Here is an 18,667-nt window from a genome sequence, read left to right on the forward strand (position 1 = left end):
CATGCCGATGGCCCGTGGTCCGGACCCCGTGCAGGGGGTCCGGACCACGGGCCATCGGCGCTCCCGGGGGTCCGGGCACGTGGTGGGTCAGATGGCGGCCTTCTTGAGACGGCGCCGCTCACGCTCGGAGAGGCCGCCCCAGATACCGAACCGTTCGTCGTTGGCGAGGGCGTACTCAAGGCATTCGGAACGGACTTCACAGGCGAGGCAGACCTTCTTCGCCTCGCGGGTGGAGCCGCCCTTCTCCGGGAAGAAGGACTCGGGGTCTGTCTGGGCGCACAGTGCGCGCTCCTGCCAGCCGAGTTCCTCGTCCGCGTCCTCGACCAGCAGTTGCTGGAACAGCTCGGTCATGTGCGCCCCTCGTCTGTCTCTTGCGTCCCCGTGATGCGGCCGTTACTGATGCACCGAACAACACGAGTGAAATTACAAGTGTGTAGCTCTGGGCCAGTCAAGCGAAGATCTGCTATTGGCCTCGGTATTCACTCTGCGGAACCAAGCGTATGCGGAAAGTGCTCAAATCACCAAAAACCTGACATATACCTTCGACCTCGCCACGTGCCGCATCCCACCGGGTGAGACGGCCGGGGCCGCCCCCATGTTTCGATTCGATCACCGAAGCGACCAAGATCACAGTCGGGTCACAGACTTCCCGGCGCGTTTACGGACACGGCTGTTGCGCCACTTTGCCTCGCCCGTAACCGCCAAAACCTTTCTCCAACGTGGACAACCGGATGGAGTGAAAGATTGCCGCCAAATCGGGCATTGGGTTGACAGGAGGCAGGCCGAGCCGGTCTCCTTGACTGCATGCAAGCGACCGCAGCGATGTACGCCACCCCCATGCGTGGGTTCCGTACGGCTGTCCAGGCCCGCTGTTGCTGTTCCAGCTGTCACAGCTGTTGAAGCCCGTAGCGCTCCAGCTCTGATCCAGCCTTCTCCACCGCATTCCGGCTCTCCGCGACACCCCCCGCACGCGCATCCCCATGCCGAGGAACCACCGCACCCATGAACAGCGACAGCGACCTCCAGATCGCCGGCGACATCCTCGAGGTACAGCACCTCCTCCAGCCGGCCCGCCCCCATCCCTCCACCGTGGCCGAGTTCGTCGGACTCGCCCGCACCATCACGGACGACCGCGCCCACTGGGCCCCGCTCGTCCGGTACGACACCACCACCCGCTGGTACCACCGGCTGCAGGAGGGCCCGGGCTACGAGGTGTGGCTGCTCAGCTGGGTCCCCGGCCAGGGCAGCGGACGCCATGACCACGGCCTGTCCTGCGGTGTACTCACCGTGCTGGACGGCGAGTTGACGGAACGCACCGAGCGCGGGACACGCACCCTGGACACCGGCGCGCAGCGCGTCTTCGCCCCCGGATACGTCCACGAGGTCGTCAACGACTCCCTCGAACCGGCCGTCAGCCTGCACATCTACTACCCCGGCCTGACCGACATGCCTATGCACGCGGCACAGTGCGCCCCGTCCGCCCTGGACGTCGTACCCTCCTGACAGCCCACCACCGCCCCACAACCGACAGGCTTCGCCTGACAGTCCCACCCGTCGCCCACCACCGCCCCACAACCGACAGGCTTCGCCTGACAGACTGGTTGCATGCGCATTGTGGTTCTGGCCGGCGGTATCGGTGGTGCTCGTTTCCTGCGTGGCCTCAAACAGGCCGCCCCCGAAGCGGACATCACGGTGATCGGCAACACCGGTGACGACATCCATCTGTTCGGGCTGAAGGTCTGCCCCGACCTGGACACCGTGATGTACACCCTCGGCGGTGGCATCAACGAGGAGCAGGGCTGGGGGCGTACGGACGAGAGCTTCCAGGTCAAGGAGGAGCTCGCGGCGTACGGCGTGGGGCCCGAATGGTTCGGGCTCGGCGACCGCGACTTCGCGACCCACATCGTCCGTACGCAGATGCTCGGCGCGGGCTATCCGCTGAGTGCGGTCACCGAGGCGCTCTGCGCCCGCTGGAAGCCCGGGGTCCGGCTCATCCCGATGTCCGACGACCGCGTCGAGACGCATGTGGCGATCGACGTCGACGGCGAGAGCAGGGCCATCCACTTCCAGGAGTACTGGGTGAAGATGCGGGCCTCCGTCGCGGCGCAGGCCATCGTGCCGGTCGGGGCGGAGCAGGCCAAGCCCGCACCGGGCGTCCTGGAGGCCATCGCCGGGGCCGACGTCATCGTCTTCCCCCCGTCGAACCCCGTCGTGTCGGTGGGCACCATCCTCGCGGTGCCCGGTATCCGCGAGGCGATCGCCGAGGCCGGGGTGCCGGTCGTGGGGCTCTCCCCCATCGTGGGTGACGCGCCCGTGCGGGGCATGGCCGACAAGGTGCTGGCCGCCGTGGGCGTCGAGTCGACGGCCTCGGCCGTCGCGCGGCACTACGGCTCGGGCCTGCTTGACGGCTGGCTCGTCGACACCGTGGACGCCGGGACCGTGGCCGAGGTGGAGGCCGCGGGGATCCGCTGCCGTGCCGTCCCGCTGATGATGACGGACGTGGACACGACCGCCGAGATGGCGCGACAGGCACTGGCGCTGGCCGAGGAGGTCCGGGCATGAGCGGGCCGGCCGCCGAGGCACCCTCGTACCGGGTGTGGGCGCTGCCCGGGATGCCCGAGGTGCGGGCCGGGGACGACCTCGCGAAGCTGATCGCCGCCACCGAGCCGGGTCTGGTGGATGGTGATGTCCTGCTGGTCACCTCGAAGATCGTCTCCAAGGCGGAGGGCCGGATCGTGGAGGCCGCCGACCGGGAAGCGGCCATCGACGCCGAGACAGTCCGGGTGGTCGCCCGCCGCGGGACGCTCAGGATCGTGGAGAACCGGCAGGGACTCGTCATGGCCGCGGCCGGTGTCGACGCCTCCAACACCCCCGCCGGCACGGTCCTGCTGCTGCCCGAGGACCCGGACGCCTCCGCCCGGACGATCCGGGAAGGGCTGCGGGACACCCTCGGGGTCGAGGTCGGCGTCGTCGTCACGGACACCTTCGGGCGCCCCTGGCGCAACGGGCTGACCGATGTCGCCATCGGCGCGGCGGGCGTCCGGGTGCTCGACGACCTCCGCGGCGGTACGGACACGTACGGCAACCCGCTCAGCGCGACCGTGGTGGCCACCGCCGACGAACTGGCCTCGGCCGGTGACCTGGTGAAGGGCAAGGCGTCCGGCCTGCCGGTCGCGGTGGTCCGGGGTCTGCCCCATGTGGTGGCGGCCCCCGGGGACTCCGCGGACGGCGCGCGGGCGATGGTGCGGACCGCGGCCGACGACATGTTCCGGCTGGGGACGTCCGAGGCGGTACGGGAAGCGCTCCACCTGCGGCGGACGGTGCGGGAGTTCACCGACGAGCCGGTGGACCCGGGTGCCGTACGGCGCGCCGTGGCTGCCGCCGTGACGGCGCCGGCCCCGCACCACACGACGCCGTGGCGCTTCGTCCTGCTGGAGTCGGCGGACGCGCGGACCCGGCTGCTCGACGCGATGCGGGACGCGTGGATCTCGGACCTGCGCCGGGACGGCCGGAGCGAGGAGTCGGTCGCCAAGCGGGTGCGGCGGGGCGACGTCCTGCGCGACGCGCCGTATCTGGCGGTGCCGTGCCTGGTGATGAACGGGTCGCACACCTACGGGGACGCGCGACGGGACACCGCCGAGCGCGAGATGTTCGTGGTCGCGGCCGGCGCGGGCGTGCAGAACTTCCTGGTGGCACTCGCCGGTGAACGGCTCGGCTCGGCATGGGTGTCCTCGACGATGTTCTGCCGGGACGTGGTGCGTGAGGTGCTGGACCTGCCGGACAGCTGGGACCCGCTGGGCGCGGTGGCCGTGGGACACGCGGCGCGGGCGCCGAAGGAGCGGGGCGCACGGGACGCGGGGGCGTTCATCGCGGTGCGGTGACGCCGCGGGGGCTCCGGCCCGCCCGCCGCCTAGAACCGGGCGATGTCGCGGGGCGTCATGCGCGGGGCACGGCGCGGCGGTGTGTGACCCGAGAGCATGATCAGGCGCGTCGCCCGGTGACGCTGGCCCTCGTACGGTGCCAGGAGGGCCAGCATCTCCTCGTCACCGGCGCTCCGGTCGCCCGCCAGGGCGTACCCGACGATGCCGGGAAGGTGGAGGTCGCCGACCGTGACCGCGTCGGCCGCGCCGTTCGAGCGCTGCAGCGTCTCGGCCGCCGTCCACGGACCGATGCCGGGAATCAGCTCCAGCCGCGCCGTCGCCTCGGGCAGTTCCATCGACGCCGCCTCCTCCATGCGGCGGGCCACCCGGACCGCGCGCAGGATCGTCGCCGAGCGTTTGGCGTCCACGCCCGCCCGGTGCCATTCCCAGGAGGGGATCCGCGACCAGGTCCTGGCGTCCGGCATGACGTACAGGCCGTACGTGCCGAACAGTCCGTCCGTCGGGCCGGGCGCCGGGGTTCCGTAGGTGCGGACCAGCAGCCGCCATGCGCGGTAGGCCTCGTCGGTGGTGACCTTCTGTTCCAGGACCGACGGGATCAGGGACTCCATGACCAGCCCGGTGCGCAGCAGGCGCAGCCCCGGCCTGCGCCGGAGGGTGGCGGCGACCAGGCGGTGGCGCGGGCGGAAGGCGTCCGGGTCGTCGCCGGCGCCGAGCAGCCCGGGAAGCCCGTCCAGGAGCCACTGCGCGCCGGGGCCCCAGGCCGCCGCGGAGATCCGTCCGTCCCCGGCCGCCGCGACGCGCAGGGTGCCGGGCCCGGCCGGGGTGCGAGTGGCCCGCCAGAACGAACCGTCGGGCAGCGCCCGGTACGTGGGGTCCGCCGGGCCGCGTCGCAGAGGGCTCAGGACCAGCCGCAGGTCGAGCGGTCCGGGCGGGGTCCAGGTCCGTTCCAGCGGCGGGGCGGACGGGTCCGGGACCGCCGGCTGCTGGTGCGGCACGGCGGTGGTGCGGGGTACGAAGCGTCCTGCCACGGGTGAGGTCCTCGGTCGTCGGGGGTGCCTATCGAGGGTACGGCCGAAGGGGACCGTTCACCGGCCGGATCACCGGCCGGATCACTGGTCGGACGAGAAGCGGACCGAGGCGTCCGGGAGGACCGCACCGCACCAGACGCGGACCCCGTCGCGGAGCTCGTTGTCGGCGCCGACCTGCGCGCCGTCACCGATCACCACGCCCGCGAGGACCGTACGACTGCCGATCCGGGCACCTGCCCCGACCAGCGAGTCGCTGATCACCGCACCCGGCTCGACGACGGCGCCCGCGAGCACGGTGGAACCCGTGATCCTGGCGCCCTCGCCGATCAGGGCGCCCTCACCGATGACCGTACCGCCGGTGAGCTTGGCGTCGGGGGCCACGGACGCGGTGGGCATGACCAGCCGGTCGCCGCAGCGGCCCGGGACGGCCGGGGACGGTGCGCGGCCCAGGACCAGGTCGGCCGAACCGCGCACGAACGCCTGCGGGGTGCCGAGGTCCAGCCAGTAGGTGGAGTCGACCATGCCCTGGAGATGGGCACCGGAGGCGAGGAGGCCGGGGAACGTCTCGCGTTCCACGGAGACGGGCCGGCCGGCCGGGATGGTGTCGATGACCGAGCGGCGGAAGATGTACGCCCCCGCGTTGATCTGGTCGGTGACTATCTCCTCGGGTGTCTGCGGCTTCTCCAGGAAGGCCGTCACCCTGCCCGTGGCGTCCGTCGGTACGAGGCCGAAGGCGCGCGGGTCCTCCACCCTGGTGAGGTGCAGGGAGACGTCCGCCCCCGACGTGGCGTGCGACGCGACCAGGGCCCGGATGTCGAGCCCGGTGAGGATGTCCCCGTTGAAGATGAGGACGGGCTCGTCCGGGCCCGAGGTCAGTCGCGACGCCACGTTGCGGATGGCTCCGCCGGTACCGAGCGGCTCGCTTTCGGTGACGTACTCGATGGAGAGGCCGAGTGACGAACCGTCACCGAAGTACGGCTCGAAGACCTCCGCCAGGTAGGACGTCGCGAGCACGATGTGCTCCACCCCGGCCGCCCGGGCACGCGCCAGCTGGTGCGTGAGGAACGGGACGCCCGCCGCCGGAACCATCGGCTTCGGGGTGTGCACCGTGAGTGGCCGCAGCCGGGTGCCCTTGCCACCGACCAGCAGAATCGCTTCTCTTGCCTCTGTCACAGCGCCGTCTCTGCTTCCTGATGGGGCCGGGCCTCGTATCGGCTGGCCAGTGTATGCAGTCCTTGGCAGGCCCTCCGGTCAGCGGCCCTGCAACTGGGCCGAGCTGGTCCGGGCGGTGCCCAGCTTCTTGTAGAGACGGCTTCCGGGGCATTCGGTTGCGAACCCGTCGCGATGGCCGGAGATGACGTTGAGCTTCACACTGGCGCCCTTCTTGTACTTTCCGCTGCCGCCCGAGACGAGCGTGACCTTTCCCTTCGGGTTGCGGCCGAACAGGCCGAGCTTCCAGGCCGTGAGCTTGGCGATCGCGGTCACCGCGGCGGCCGGCGGGTTCTTCGAGGTGTAGGTGCCGAGTACGGCGATGCCCATGCTTTTGGTGTTGAACCCGAGCGTGTGGGCCCCGAGGACCGCCTTCGTCACGCCGCCCGCGCGTCCTTCGTAGATGTTTCCGCACTTGTCGACGGCGAAGTTGTAGCCGAAGTCGCGCCAGCCGCTGCTCTTGACGTGGTAGCGGTAGATGCTGCGGAGGACCGAGGGTGCCTGGGAGCAGGTGTAGTTGTTCCCGGTGGCGCTGTGGTGGATGAAGGCCGCCTTGACGGTCGTGGTGTACGCGAAGGCGCGCTCCCGGATGCTCTCGTCGGCACCCCAGCCCTTGCGCGTGACGATGCGGGGGCGCGGGCCGACGAACGGCTTGGCGCCCGCCGCGACGACCGCCTGCTCCTCCGACTCGGCCTTGCTCAGGGCGGGGATCTCGGTGGCTCCGAGCGGCGCGAGGTCGGCGTTGACCGCGGAGCTCTCGGCGGCGGCCAGGCCGAGCCCCACGGCCTCGGGGAGTGCGCCCGGCTGGGGGGAGGTCACGGGGGTGACCGCGGTGGGAGTGCCCGTGGCGGGGGTGCCGGTGGCCGGGGTGATCGTGGTCGGCGGCTGCTGCGGATCGTCACCCGGGTCGACGAGCTCCACCCGCAGTCCCTCGGGCAGGGGCGCGCTGCCTCCGGCGCGGCTCCGCGGTGCGGAGTCCTCGGACCGTACGCGCACTTCGACACCGTCCGAGTCGCCGACCCAGAGCGGGGCCGTGGAGCCGCGGACCCTGCCCGACGTGCGTTCGGCGCTGCCGGTGTCCGCGGCGTGGTCGGTGTTGTGCGTCTCGAGGTCCTGCCAGCCGGACCAGCGTGCGGTGCCGGTCGCGCGGGCCCGGACCTGGACGGTGCCGTGCAGTTCGGCGTCGGCATCGTCCCAGACCACGCCGACGAGTGAGAAGCGGTGCGCGTCGCGCTGCCGCAGGCCCTGTGCGGCAGGGGAAAGGGACTCGGTGGCCCGGGGGGCCGCGTCGGTGAGCGGCCGCAGGGGCAGGGACTGCGTGGAACCCGACGGTTCGGCAGCGGGGGCCGCGGGCGCGTGGGCGACCGGGGCAGGTGCGGGGGCGGCGGGTGCGGGCGCGGCGAGCGGGAGGGTGAGTGCCGCCGCGCAGGTGACGCCGATGGAGGTTGCAAGAAGTGCATGCATACAGGAAATCCTGGGCGGATTCCGGCATTTCCGGCTACTGGAGGAACGTTGCTCCCACTTGACGCCCCGTCTGCCGACCGGTGTACCCGACACCGTTCGCGCCCCGCCGCGTCCGCGCCCGGCGCGTACCCTTGCGCGGATGAACGTCAGTGATCGCACCCCCGCCGACCTGCTGCGATCCGCGCTCGCCGCGGACCCGGCCCGTCCACTCGTCACCTTCTACGACGACGCAACCGGAGAGCGCGTCGAACTGTCGGTGGCCACCTTCGCCAATTGGGTGGCCAAGACGGCCAATCTGCTGCAGGGCGACCTGGCCGCGGAGCCGGGCGACCGGCTCGCCCTGCTGCTGCCCGCGCACTGGCAGTCCGCGGTCTGGCTGCTGGCCTGCTCCTCGGTCGGTGTCGTCGCCGATGTGCAGGGCGACCCCGCGGCCGCCGATCTGGTGGTGACCGGGCCGGACTCCCTGGACCGGGCACGTGCCTGCCGCGGTGAGCGGACGGCCCTGGCGCTGCGCCCGCTGGGCGGCCGTTTCCCGCAGCCGCCCGAGGGGTTCGCGGACTACTCGGTGGAGGTGCCTGGACAGGGCGACCGCTTCGCACCGTACGCGCCGGTGGACCCGTCGGCCCCGGCGCTCGCCGTGGGCGGGGTCGAGCTGACGTCGGACCGGCTGGTCGCGCGGGCCCGTGAGGACGCGGCGGCGCTTGGCCTCACCCCGAGGTCGAGGCTGCTGACGGGACGTACGTACGACACCTGGGACGGGCTCTCCGCCGGGCTCTTCGCTCCGCTGGCCGCCGGCGGGTCCGTGGTGCTGTGCCGCCACCTGGACCGGCTGGACGCGGACGGGCTGGCCAAGCGCGTCGAGAGCGAACGGGTCACCAACACCGCGGTATGACAAGCGCCCTGAGGTCCACCCGTCCGGCCCACGGCGGGCCGAGCCCCCGGGACTGAGCCTCCGCGGCGGTACATGATCGGGCGGTACGGACCACTCTGCCTGAATGCACAACCAAGCGTGAGGTTCAGCCGTCTACTCCTGCGACCGGCGGCCCATCGCGCCGCCGAAAACGAAGGATGGACGCAGACGTGAGCGACAGCGCCGGCCCCCCGGACCGCCCCGACCACTCGGCAGGGGACGGACCGACGGACGGGTCGCGGGACGATTCCGGGGCCACCCCGCCGGAGGAGTCCGATCCCGCTCCACAGGACGACTCCCCCGCCACCGGGGCCGCGGGCGACGGCGGCGAGGGCGAGAGCCACGACGAGGGCGGGGACGGCAAGGACGGGCAGGACGGGCAGGACGGCGGCGGATTCGACACCTGGGCCGACCGGCCCGGGGCCGGCGTCCCCGGACGCAAGCGCCACTGGCTCCGCTGGACCGCCCTCGCCGCCTCGTTCCTGGTGCTGGTCGCCGCGGGGGTCGGCTGGTGGCTGTACAAGAAGCTCGACGGCAACATCACGACGGACACCGGTGCGGCGGCCGAACTCAAGGCGTACGAGCAGGAGCGTCCGACCCCGATCGCCCAGGACGCGCAGAACATCCTGCTCATCGGTTCCGACACCCGGTCCGGCGACAACAGCAAGTACGGCCGTGACGACGGCGGCAGCCAGCGCTCGGACACCACGATCCTGCTGCACCTCGCGGCCGACCGTAAGAGCGCGACCGCGGTGTCGATCCCGCGTGACCTGATGGCCGAGATCCCCAGCTGCCACACGGCGGGCGGGAAGGCCACGAGGAAGCAGTTCGCCCAGTTCAACTGGGCCTTCGAGCTCGGCGGCACGGCCTGCACGATCCGCACCGTGGAGAAGATGACGGGCATTCGCGTCGACCACCACATGGTCATCGACTTCAACGGTTTCAAGGACATGGTCGACGCCGTGGACGGCGTCGAGGTCTGCCTCAAGGAGCCGGTCGACGACACCGACGCCCATCTCAAGCTCCCCGCGGGCCGCCAGAAGCTCGACGGCGAGCAGGCCCTGGGCTACGTACGGGCCCGCAAGTCGATCGGCGACGGCAGCGACACCGAGCGCATGGACCGCCAGCAGAAGTTCCTGGGTGCCCTCGTCAACAAGATGCAGAGCAACGGCGTCCTGCTGAACCCGACGCGGCTCTACCCGGTGCTGGACGCGGCGACCAAGTCGCTCACCACGGACCCGGGCCTGGACTCCCTCAGGGATCTGTACGACCTGGTGCGCGGGATGCGGAACGTACCGACGGAGCAGGTCCAGTTCCTGACCGTGCCCCGGCAGCCCTACCGCGCGAACCCGAACCGGGACGAGCTGGTCCAGCCGGACGCGGACCAGTTGTTCGAGCGTCTGCGTAAGGACGAACCCGTCGCCGTGGCCCCCGCCGACGAAATCAATGGCGAGCATTCACAGGCGGATCACAGCTCCGACAAGGATTCTTCCGGTCAGGAGCCCGACGGTACGAGCGAGAGCCCCACCCCGGCTCCGACCTATTCGGGATCGAATGCGGCGGACGACCTGTGCGATTCGTAAAGCAATTCCCGGGTGACCGGCGCCAATCGGAGCGGAATATACAGAATGCCCGGTTGTAAGGAGCGTGGAATATGTCACGCCCGCCACCCATGGCCGATTCGGCCGGATAGTGTGACGCGATCCGGTGCGCGCGGACCTCGGGCCGCGCACTGCTGGAGCGAAGGACCGAGCGCCGTGCCGGGGGAGGCGCCTCGCGTGGCACCGACGGAGGATTCAGGCAACCGTGGACGCGCATAGCCGTGGGCGGGCGGACGAAATCGACCCCGCAGACCAGTGGGTACTCAATCCGCAGACCGGCAATTACGAATTGCGACTGAACAACTCCGGAAGAGAGTCGTCCGGGGCCTCCCGTACGGCAAACCGCCATAACTCAGGCAGCGGACGCGAATCCCGTTCCGGCGCCCCCCGTGAAGGGTCGGGACGCCGGGGTACGGGCAATCGCGCGGAGCCCGGCACCGGTGGCCCCCGCCGCGAGGTGCCGGGGCAGCGCGGGGGCCGTCCGGCCCAGAACGCCCAGGAGCACCCGGCCGCCGCCCGCCGCAAGCGCAGGTCCCCGAAGCAGCGGCGGAAGAAGGCCCTGCTGTGGACCGGCGGGGTCATGGCCTTCGTGATCGTAGCCGGGTCGGCGGGGGCCTACGCGCTCTACCAGAAGTTCAACGGCAACCTGGACACCATCGACGTCGGTGACGCGGGCAGCAAGAGCGTCGCCGCCGACGGCCCGCTGAACATCCTGATCATCGGTACGGACAAGCGCACCGGCGAGGGCAACGAGGGCTACGGCGACAAGGGCAGCGCCGGCCACGCCGACACGAACATCCTCTTCCACGTCTCCGAGGACCGCACCAACGCCACGGCGATGAGCATCCCCAGGGACCTGATGACGGAGATCCCCGACTGCACCACGAAGCAGCCGGACGGTTCGGACAAGGTCATACCCGGCTCGCAGAACGTCCGCTTCAACGTCAGCCTCGGTCAGGAGGGACGCGACCCCGGCTGCACGATGCGTACGGTCAAGGAGATCACCGGCCTGTCGGTCGACCACTTCATGATGGTCGACTTCAACGCGGTCAAGACCCTCTCCACCGCCGTCGGCGGAGTGAAGGTCTGCCTGGCCAAACCGGTGAACGACCCCGACTCGCACCTCGAACTGCCCGCGGGCGAGTCCACGATCCAGGGCGAGGACGCGCTGGCGTTCGTCCGCACCCGGCACAGCTTCGGGAACCAGAGCGACCTGGACCGGATCAAGGTGCAGCAGCAGTTCATCGGCTCGATGATCCGGCAGATGAAGTCCGACGACACGCTGACCGACCCGACCAAACTCTTCAAGCTGGCGGACGCGGCGACGAAGGCGCTCACCGTCGACTCGGGCATCGGGTCGATCAAGAAGCTGACCTCGCTCGCCCAGGAGCTCGGCAGGATCGACACGAAGAACATCAGCTTCGTCACGATGCCCGTGGTCGACAACCCGGCCGAGCCGAAGCCCATCACCGTGGTCGTGGACCCGGTGAAGTCGAAGCAGCTCTTCGCGACGATGCGCGCCGACACCTCGCTGACCGAGGTGAAGAAGCAGGAGAAGGCCGCCAAGAGCAAGCAGGCGGCGGCACTCAAGGGCGACAGGGCGGCCCCGGAGGACGTACGCGTCGACGTGCTCAACGGCGGGGACATCGCCGGAGCCGCGGGCGCGACCGTCACCTGGCTGCAGACCGAGCAGGGCGTGCCGAAGTCCACGAACAAGGCGAACGCCCCGGCGAAGATCGACAGAACCACCTTGGCGTACGCGCCGAACCAGGCGGATCAGGCCCGCGCGCTCGCGGACATGATGGGGCTGCCCGCCACGGCGCTGAAGCAGGGGACCACCGACGCCGAAGGCCTTCAGGCGATGGTGCTGACCCTGGGAGCCGATTTCGATGGTGCCGGTGTGCCCATCACCGGTCCGGCAACGGCGCCGGACATCCCGAAGGCAAGCGCCGACAAGGCGGAATGCGCGAAGTGACTACGGGTCGTCGCGCTCCAGCGAGTTTCTGAGCAGCAGGGGGGTCCCGGTGGGACGGAGCAGCATGCGTGGGGAGGGGACGCGGTCGCGCGTCCGGCACGAAGGCCTGGACGACGGCGTCCACGACGGCGGACGCGACGCCTCGGGCGGCCGGTCCGCGCGGAACGGCCACGGACCGCGCGAGCGGTCCGAACCGCCGGAGGGCGGACATCGTCACGGCGGTCCGAACCGCCGCAGCCGGCGCGCCGCCAAAGGGGGCAAGCGGCGGGTACTGCGCTGGGTCGCGTCCGTACTCGCCCTGCTGATACTCGGCACCGGCGGCGCCGGTTACCTCTACTACAAGCACCTCAACGACAACATCAGGAAAGAGGATCTGACCCTCGGCGACAAGCCGATGGCCGATCACAAGGCCAACTCCGCCGGTCAGACCCCGCTGAACATCCTGATCATCGGCTCCGACGCCCGTGACTCCGAGGCCAACCAGAAGCTCGGCGGTTCGAAGGAGAACTTCGGGGGCACGCCGCTCGCCGATGTGCAGATGCTGCTGCACCTCTCCGCGGACCGCAGCAACATCTCGGTCGTGAGCATGCCGCGCGACACCATGCTGAAGATGCCGAAGTGCACCGACCCGGACACCGACAAGGTGTACCCGGCCAGCACGGTGCCCGTGCAGACGAACGAGAGCCTCGGCCGCGGCGGACCGGGGTGCACGGTGGCCGCCTGGTACGAGCTCACCGGCATCACCATCGACCACTTCATGATGATCGACTTCGCGGGCGTGGTCTCCATGGCCGACGCGGTCGGAGGCGTTCCGGTCTGCGTGGACGCCAACGTCTACTCGCACACCGGTGACGGCAAGGGCTCCGGGCTGAAGCTGAAGGAGGGCACCACCGCCGTCAAGGGCGAGCAGGCCCTCCAGTGGCTCCGCACCCGCTACGGCTTCGAGGACAACACCGACCTCGGCCGCGCGAAGGCCCAGCACCAGTACCTGAACTCGATGGTGCGCGAGCTCCGCAAGGGCACCAAGCTCACCGATCCCGGAAAGCTGATGAATCTCGCCGAGGCGGCCACCAGCGCGCTGACGGTCGACAAGGGCCTGGACACGGTCAAGAAGCTGTACGACCTGGCGGAGGAGCTGAAGAAGGCCCCGACCGACCGCATCACCATGACGACGATGCCCAACGTCTACGGGACGGGCAATCTCAGCGGCCGGGTGTTCCCCAAGCCCGACGAGGCCGAGCAGGTCTTCCGGATGATCCGTGAGGACATCCCGCTGGACGGCAAGGCCTCCAAGCGCAAGACAACCGTCACGAAGGACGTCGCCGCGCCGGCCGCCGAGATCCCGGTCAGTGTGCGTAACGCGACCGGCACGGACGGTCTCGGTCCGGCTCAGGGCCGCGCGACGACGGTCAAGAACCTGCTGACGGACGCGGGGTTCGCCAAGACGTCGGTCGACTCCCAGAACGTCGAGGCGGCCGACCGGACCGGCATCCTCTACCCGAGCGCGGATATGGAGGGCGACGCGCAGGCGGTCGCCAAGGCGCTCGGTGTCCCGGTGTCCCAGGTGCGGAAGTCGACCTCGGTGTCGGGCATCGTGCTGGCCGTGGGTGCGGACTGGCGCGAGGACGGGGCGTACCCGGCCAAGGCCGTCGAGGAGAAGACACCGGAGTCGGCAGGCGCGCTCAACGGTGCGGACGAGAAGGCGTGCATGAAGGTCAATCCGAACTTCACCTTCTGACGCCCGGCACGGAAGAAGGGGCCCCGCCGGAAACGGCGGGGCCCCTTCTCACGTACTTCCCCTGTGACGGTCAGACCGTCTGTTCCCGGACCGCGGGGCGGCGGCTCGCGATGACCCTCTTCGCCAGCGAGCGGGGGCTGGTCAGGAAGCCGTAGCCCCACGACATGTGCATGGTGGCCAGCGCCACCGGGATCTGCGCGCGGGCCTTGAGCGGCAGGCCCTTGCCCGCGGGCAGCGACCCGGCCACGATGGCCGCGACGTACCCGGCCGGCACGACGAATGCCCACGGGGTGACGGCCGCGCCGACGACGACGCCCGCCGCGATCGCGCAGACGGCGGCCGGCGGGGCCAGGTAGCGCAGGTTGATCGAGCCGGCGTGGTAACGGGCCACGACGTGGCGCCAGCGCCCGTACTCCTTGTACTGCTTGGCGAGCGCGCGGATGCTGGGGCGGGGGCGGTACTGCACCTTCAGCTCCGGCGAGAACCAGACCAGGCCGCCGGACTCGCGGATGCGGAAGTTCAGCTCCCAGTCCTGGGCGCGGATGAACTCCACGTTGTAGCCGTCCGCCCGCTCCAGTGCCTCGCGGCGGAAGACGCCCAGATACACGGTCTCGGCCGGGCCCGCCTGGCCGCCGGTGTGGAAGGCGGCGTTGCCGACGCCGATCTTCGACGTCATCGCGGCGGCGACGGCGTCCTCCCAGGCGTTCTCGCCCTCGGCGTGCATGATGCCGCCGACGTTCTGCGCGCCGGTCTCCTCCATGAGGCGGACCGCGGTCGCAATGTAGTTCGGGGAGAGCATTCCGTGGCCGTCGACCCGTACCACGATCGGGTGATGCGAGGCCTTGATCGCGGCGTTCAGCGCGGCGGGCGTACGGCCGGTCGGATTGGGGACCGTGTGGACCCTGGAGTCCTCCCGTACCAGCTCAGCGGCGATCTCGTCCGTACGGTCAGTCGACGGACCGAGGGCGATCACCACCTCCATCTCACCGGCGTACTCCTGCTCCAGGATGTGCCGGACCGAGTTCCTGAGATGACGTTCCTCATTGAGCACCGGCATGATCACGGAGACGGCGGGGTACTGCGCGGCAGACATGTGGTCCTCAGGGGGTCCTCGGGGGTGCCAGGGGTTCCGGGGGTTTTCGCACCCCAGGAGGCGGCGGATTCGGCCGCCACGTTACCGCGAATGGGGGACACGGGCGCGCGCCGCCAGGTCTCCTCCCGGTCCGCAGATCGTATGGGCCTACCGTGCGAAAGTCCTACTCGCACCGCGGAGGTGTCCCTCGTGCCCACGCCGCACCGATCGCCCCGTCCACCGCACCCCCGCACCGCTCCCCCACAGCGCAGATCCCCACGCCGGTCCGGGGCCGCAGGCAGCGGCAGAGGCCGGTCCGGCGGCCGGAAGACGCCACCCCGGTGGGGCATGCGGGTGGCCACCGGGCTCTCCGTGCTTGTGCTCGGCGCCGGTGGGATCGGCCACGCGGTGGTGAGCAGCCTGGAGACGGGGATCGACCGGGTCGACCCGTTCAAGGACATGAAGAACCGTCCCCAGGGCGGCCACGGCATGAATCTCCTGCTCGTCGGCACCGACGGCCGCGACAGGATCACCAAGGCGGAGAGGAAGAAGTACCGGCTGGGCGGCGCACCCTGCCACTGCACCGACACCCTCATGCTGGTCCACCTCTCGGCCGACAAACAGCGGGCGAGCGTCGTCAGCCTGCCGCGTGACAGCTACGCCGAGATCCCGGCGCACACCGACCGGACGACGGGCAAGGAGCACTCCCCCCACCCGGTGAAGCTCAACGCCGCCTACGCCGAGGGCGGCCCGCATCTGACCGTGCGGACCGTCGAGCAGATGACCGGCATCAAGATCGACCACTATCTGGAGGTCGACTTCACCAGCTTCATGAAGACGGTCGACACGCTGGGCGGGGTGGAGATCTGCACCGCGAAGCCGCTCAAGGACTCGTACACGGGCCTGAACCTCACACCGGGCACCCACAGGCTGGACGGCGGCCAGGCCCTGCAGTACGTGCGCTCCCGGCACATCGACGGGGCGGCAGACCTGGGCCGGATGCAGCGCCAGCAGAAGTTCATGGCTGCCCTCATCAAGCAGACGACCAGCAGCGGTGTGCTGATGAACCCGATGAAGTTCCAGCAGGTCACCTCGTCGATGCTGGACTCCGTGCGCGCCGACAAGGGGTTCGGTACGGAGCAGATGCTGGAGCTCGGCAAGGCCATGCGCGGCTTCACCCCGGCCTCGTCCGAATTCGCCTCCGTACCGATCGAGGACGGTGGCTTCCAGGTCAAGGGCATCGGTTCCACGGTGAAGTGGGACACGAAGAGGTCGAAGAAGCTGTTCCGGGCCCTGCGCGAGGACGAGCCGCTCGCCCCGCAGCTGCCGAAGCAGCCCAGGGCGACGGTCGTGGGCGTCGCCCCGGAGCAGATCCGGGTGCAGGTCTACAACGGGACGCCGAAGGACGGGCTCGGCCAGACCGTGGACGCGGCGCTGCGCGGCACCGGCTTCAACACCACCCGCGCCCCACTGAACGGCGGCCCGGGCGACCGGGAGCGGACGCTGGTCACCTACGACCCGCGATGGGACCGCTCGGCGAAGTCCCTGGCCACCGCGCTGCCCGGCTGCGAGCTGAAGGCCGTGAAGGGGCAGGGCGGGACGATGAAGGTGACGGCGGGCTCGGACTTCACGAAGGTGCGGCGCGTCAAGGCCGAGGACCCACAGCGGGGCGAGTTCGGCACGGTGACAGGCGACCAGGTGGTCTGCCCGTAACGGGTTCAGCGGGTCGTTGTGAGCGCAGGGACGGCGGACGGTCCGTTTCGTACCGATCCGCCGGTCCGTCGCCTCACAACGACCGGCAACGACCGGCGGGTCAGTCGTCGATGCCCTCGGCTGCGCGTTGTTCGCGGAGGTCCTTGATCGCCCGGCGGCGGGCCAGGCGGTGGGTGCGGCGGATCTGGGCTTCCTGGTAGCGGCGCTTGTCGCGCTCCGTCTCCGGGACCACGTCCGGCACCCGGCGCGGCTTGCCGTCCTCGTCGACCGCCGCGAACACCAGGTACGCGCTGCCGACCTGCTGGGCGGGCGTCGACTCGTTCCACCGCTCGGCCATGACGCGGACGCCGACCTCCATCGATGAGCGGCCGGTCCAGTTCACCTGGGCGCGGACGTGCACGAGGTCACCGACGCGCACCGGCTCCAGGAAGACCATCTCGTCCATCGAGGCCGTCACGGCCGGACCACCGGAATGCCGGCCGGCGACGGCACCCGCCGCGTCGTCGACCAGTTTCATGATCACGCCGCCGTGCACCGTACCCAGGAGGTTGGTGTCGCTGCCGGTCATGATGTGGCTGAGGGTGGTCCGGGAGGCCGAGGTCGGCTTGGCCGGAATCTCGCCTTCCGGCAACTGGGCCTGATCTGTCATGCCCTCCACCTTATGCGGGGGCTTGCACCCGGTTGCATTGCATCAGCTTCGCAACAGCCCCGGTCCGAATTCCGGTACACCCTGTAAGAGTCATGGCCCGGGACGGCACACTGTTCCACATGAGCGATTGGCCCGATGGGCGGAACGGCGGACCCGGTGAGCGCTACGGGCAGGGCAGTGGCAGCTCCCGGCCCGAGAGTGCCCGCGCCATGCCGCACGTCAGGCGGCACCCCGCGCCTCCGCAGTCCCCGCCCCGGATCCCGCCGCAGCAGGGGCAGGGCTACGACGAGTCCCCCGGCTACGACAGCGGCTACAACACGGGCCAGGTCTACGGCGGCGGGGGCAACAGCGGCAGCCAGGGCGGCCACGGCGGGGGCAACGGCCGCGGTGGCGGCGACGGCGGTTACGTACAGGGCCGTCCCGCGCCCGACTGGGGCCGACGGATCAAGGTCGGCGCGCTGACCCTCGTGGTCGTGCTGCTCGCCGTCTCCATCGGCACGTACTTCTGGGCCGACGGCAAGCTCAAGCGCGAGGTCGACCTCTCCAAGGTCATCGAGCGTCCCTCCGAGGGCGACGGCACGAACTACCTGATCGTCGGCTCCGACAGCCGCGAGGGCATGACGGCCGAGGACAAGAAGAAGCTGCACACCGGTTCCGCCGAGGGCAAGCGGACCGACTCGATGATGATCCTGCACGACGGCTCCAACGGCCCGACGCTGATCTCCCTGCCCCGCGACTCGAACGTCGAGATCCCCTCGTTCGTCGGCTCCGAGTCCGGCAAGAAGTTCGCGGGGACGGGCCGCACGACGAAGCTGAACGCCGCGTACGCGGAGGACGGCCCGGAGCTGCTGGTCCGCACGGTCGAGTTCAACACCGGGCTGCGGATCGACCACTATGTCGAGATCGGCTTCGGCGGCTTCGCCAAGATCGTGGACGCGATCGGCGGCGTCGAGCTGGACATCCCCAAGGCCTTCAAGGACAAGAAGTCCGGCGCCGACTTCCAGGCCGGCAAGCAGACCCTGGACGGCGAACAGTCCCTCGCCTTCGTCCGTACCCGGTACGCGTTCGCCGGGAGCGACCTGGACCGTACGAAGAACCAGCAGAAGTTCCTCGCGGCGCTGGCCTCCCAGACGGCGACGCCGTCCACGATCCTCAACCCGTTCAAGCTGTACCCGACGATGGGCGCGGGCCTGGACACCCTGGTCGTCGACAAGGACATGTCACTCTGGTCGCTGGGCCAGATGTTCTTCGCGATGAAGGGCGTCACGGGCGGCGAGGGCACGTCGATGAACATCCCGCTCTCCGGCCAGAGCGTGAACGGCAACCTCGTCTGGGACAAGGCCAAGGTCAAGCAGCTCGTGGAGCAGCTGAAGAACGACGAGAAGGTCACGGTCAAGGGCAGCTGACCGCGCGGGCTCCCAGGAAGG

At 70.4% G+C, this 18,667-nt stretch carries 15 protein-coding genes; 9 read left to right on the plus strand and 6 right to left on the minus strand.

From position 1 onward, the window contains the following. Positions 1–87 precede the first annotated feature (87 nt). Positions 88–351, minus strand: coding sequence for a WhiB family transcriptional regulator (locus OG524_RS14425; protein WP_014046372.1), 264 nt, complete (start codon positions 349–351; stop codon positions 88–90). 651 nt (positions 352–1,002) lie between these two features. On the opposite strand from OG524_RS14425, the gene OG524_RS14430 reads away from it, so the two are divergent. The 3 genes from OG524_RS14430 to OG524_RS14440 all read left to right on the plus strand — a co-directional run bounded on the left by OG524_RS14430 (position 1,003) and on the right by OG524_RS14440 (position 3,881). Then, positions 1,003–1,503, plus strand: coding sequence for a cysteine dioxygenase (locus OG524_RS14430; protein WP_405390415.1), 501 nt, complete (start codon positions 1,003–1,005; stop codon positions 1,501–1,503). 102 nt (positions 1,504–1,605) lie between these two features. Next, positions 1,606–2,562, plus strand: a complete 957-nt coding sequence (cofD, locus tag OG524_RS14435; protein WP_405390414.1) for a 2-phospho-L-lactate transferase — start codon at positions 1,606–1,608, stop codon at positions 2,560–2,562. Next, positions 2,559–3,881 (plus strand): coenzyme F420-0:L-glutamate ligase, encoded by a 1,323-nt coding sequence (locus tag OG524_RS14440; protein ID WP_405390413.1) that lies wholly within the window; start codon positions 2,559–2,561, stop codon positions 3,879–3,881. The genes cofD and OG524_RS14440 overlap by 4 nt, the downstream gene beginning before the upstream one ends. A gap of 29 nt (positions 3,882–3,910) precedes the next feature. On the opposite strand, the gene OG524_RS14445 is transcribed toward OG524_RS14440, so the two are convergent. The 3 genes from OG524_RS14445 to OG524_RS14455 all read right to left on the minus strand — a co-directional run bounded on the left by OG524_RS14445 (position 3,911) and on the right by OG524_RS14455 (position 7,582). Next, positions 3,911–4,909 (minus strand): DNA-3-methyladenine glycosylase family protein, encoded by a 999-nt coding sequence (locus OG524_RS14445; RefSeq protein WP_405810527.1) that lies wholly within the window; start codon positions 4,907–4,909, stop codon positions 3,911–3,913. Between the two features lie 81 nt (positions 4,910–4,990). Further along, the gene (locus OG524_RS14450; RefSeq protein ID WP_405390411.1) at positions 4,991–6,082 is read right to left on the minus strand and encodes a sugar phosphate nucleotidyltransferase; all 1,092 of its coding nucleotides are present in this window, start codon (positions 6,080–6,082) and stop codon (positions 4,991–4,993) included. A 78-nt stretch (positions 6,083–6,160) separates the two neighbouring features. Then, positions 6,161–7,582: a peptidoglycan recognition protein gene (locus tag OG524_RS14455; RefSeq protein ID WP_405390410.1), complete on the minus strand. Its 1,422-nt coding sequence runs from the start codon at positions 7,580–7,582 to the stop codon at positions 6,161–6,163. Between the two features lie 139 nt (positions 7,583–7,721). Here OG524_RS14455 and OG524_RS14460 point away from each other — a divergent pair, with 139 nt between their 5' ends. The 4 genes from OG524_RS14460 (at position 7,722) to OG524_RS14475 (ending at position 13,806) form a co-directional block, all read left to right on the plus strand. After that, the gene (locus OG524_RS14460) at positions 7,722–8,474 is read left to right on the plus strand and encodes a TIGR03089 family protein (protein ID WP_405810529.1); all 753 of its coding nucleotides are present in this window, start codon (positions 7,722–7,724) and stop codon (positions 8,472–8,474) included. Between the two features lie 176 nt (positions 8,475–8,650). Beyond that, the gene (locus OG524_RS14465) at positions 8,651–10,075 is read left to right on the plus strand and encodes an LCP family protein (protein ID WP_405810531.1); all 1,425 of its coding nucleotides are present in this window, start codon (positions 8,651–8,653) and stop codon (positions 10,073–10,075) included. A 223-nt stretch (positions 10,076–10,298) separates the two neighbouring features. Then, positions 10,299–12,068, plus strand: a complete 1,770-nt coding sequence (locus OG524_RS14470; protein WP_405390406.1) for an LCP family protein — start codon at positions 10,299–10,301, stop codon at positions 12,066–12,068. Positions 12,069–12,132: 64 nt separating this feature from the next. Then, a complete protein-coding gene (locus OG524_RS14475; protein ID WP_405390405.1) occupies positions 12,133–13,806 on the plus strand; it encodes an LCP family protein in 1,674 nt (557 codons plus the stop codon). Positions 13,807–13,876: 70 nt separating this feature from the next. Here the strand turns inward: OG524_RS14475 and OG524_RS14480 are convergent, their stop codons facing one another. Then, a complete protein-coding gene (locus OG524_RS14480) occupies positions 13,877–14,899 on the minus strand; it encodes a glycosyltransferase family 2 protein (RefSeq protein ID WP_405390404.1) in 1,023 nt (340 codons plus the stop codon). 327 nt (positions 14,900–15,226) lie between these two features. Between OG524_RS14480 and OG524_RS14485 the strand changes: the two genes are divergently transcribed. Beyond that, positions 15,227–16,591, plus strand: a complete 1,365-nt coding sequence (locus OG524_RS14485) for an LCP family protein (protein WP_405810534.1) — start codon at positions 15,227–15,229, stop codon at positions 16,589–16,591. A 100-nt stretch (positions 16,592–16,691) separates the two neighbouring features. On the opposite strand, the gene OG524_RS14490 is transcribed toward OG524_RS14485, so the two are convergent. Beyond that, positions 16,692–17,240 carry an acyl-CoA thioesterase gene (locus OG524_RS14490; RefSeq protein WP_405390402.1) on the minus strand — a complete coding sequence of 183 codons (549 nt, stop codon included), beginning with the start codon at positions 17,238–17,240 and terminating at the stop codon, positions 16,692–16,694. Positions 17,241–17,359: 119 nt separating this feature from the next. Here OG524_RS14490 and OG524_RS14495 point away from each other — a divergent pair, with 119 nt between their 5' ends. Beyond that, positions 17,360–18,646 (plus strand): LCP family protein, encoded by a 1,287-nt coding sequence (locus tag OG524_RS14495; RefSeq protein ID WP_405390401.1) that lies wholly within the window; start codon positions 17,360–17,362, stop codon positions 18,644–18,646. Positions 18,647–18,667 lie beyond the last annotated feature (21 nt).

This window comes from Streptomyces sp. NBC_01520 (genome assembly GCF_045040375.1).
GTDB lineage: Bacteria > Actinomycetota > Actinomycetes > Streptomycetales > Streptomycetaceae > Streptomyces.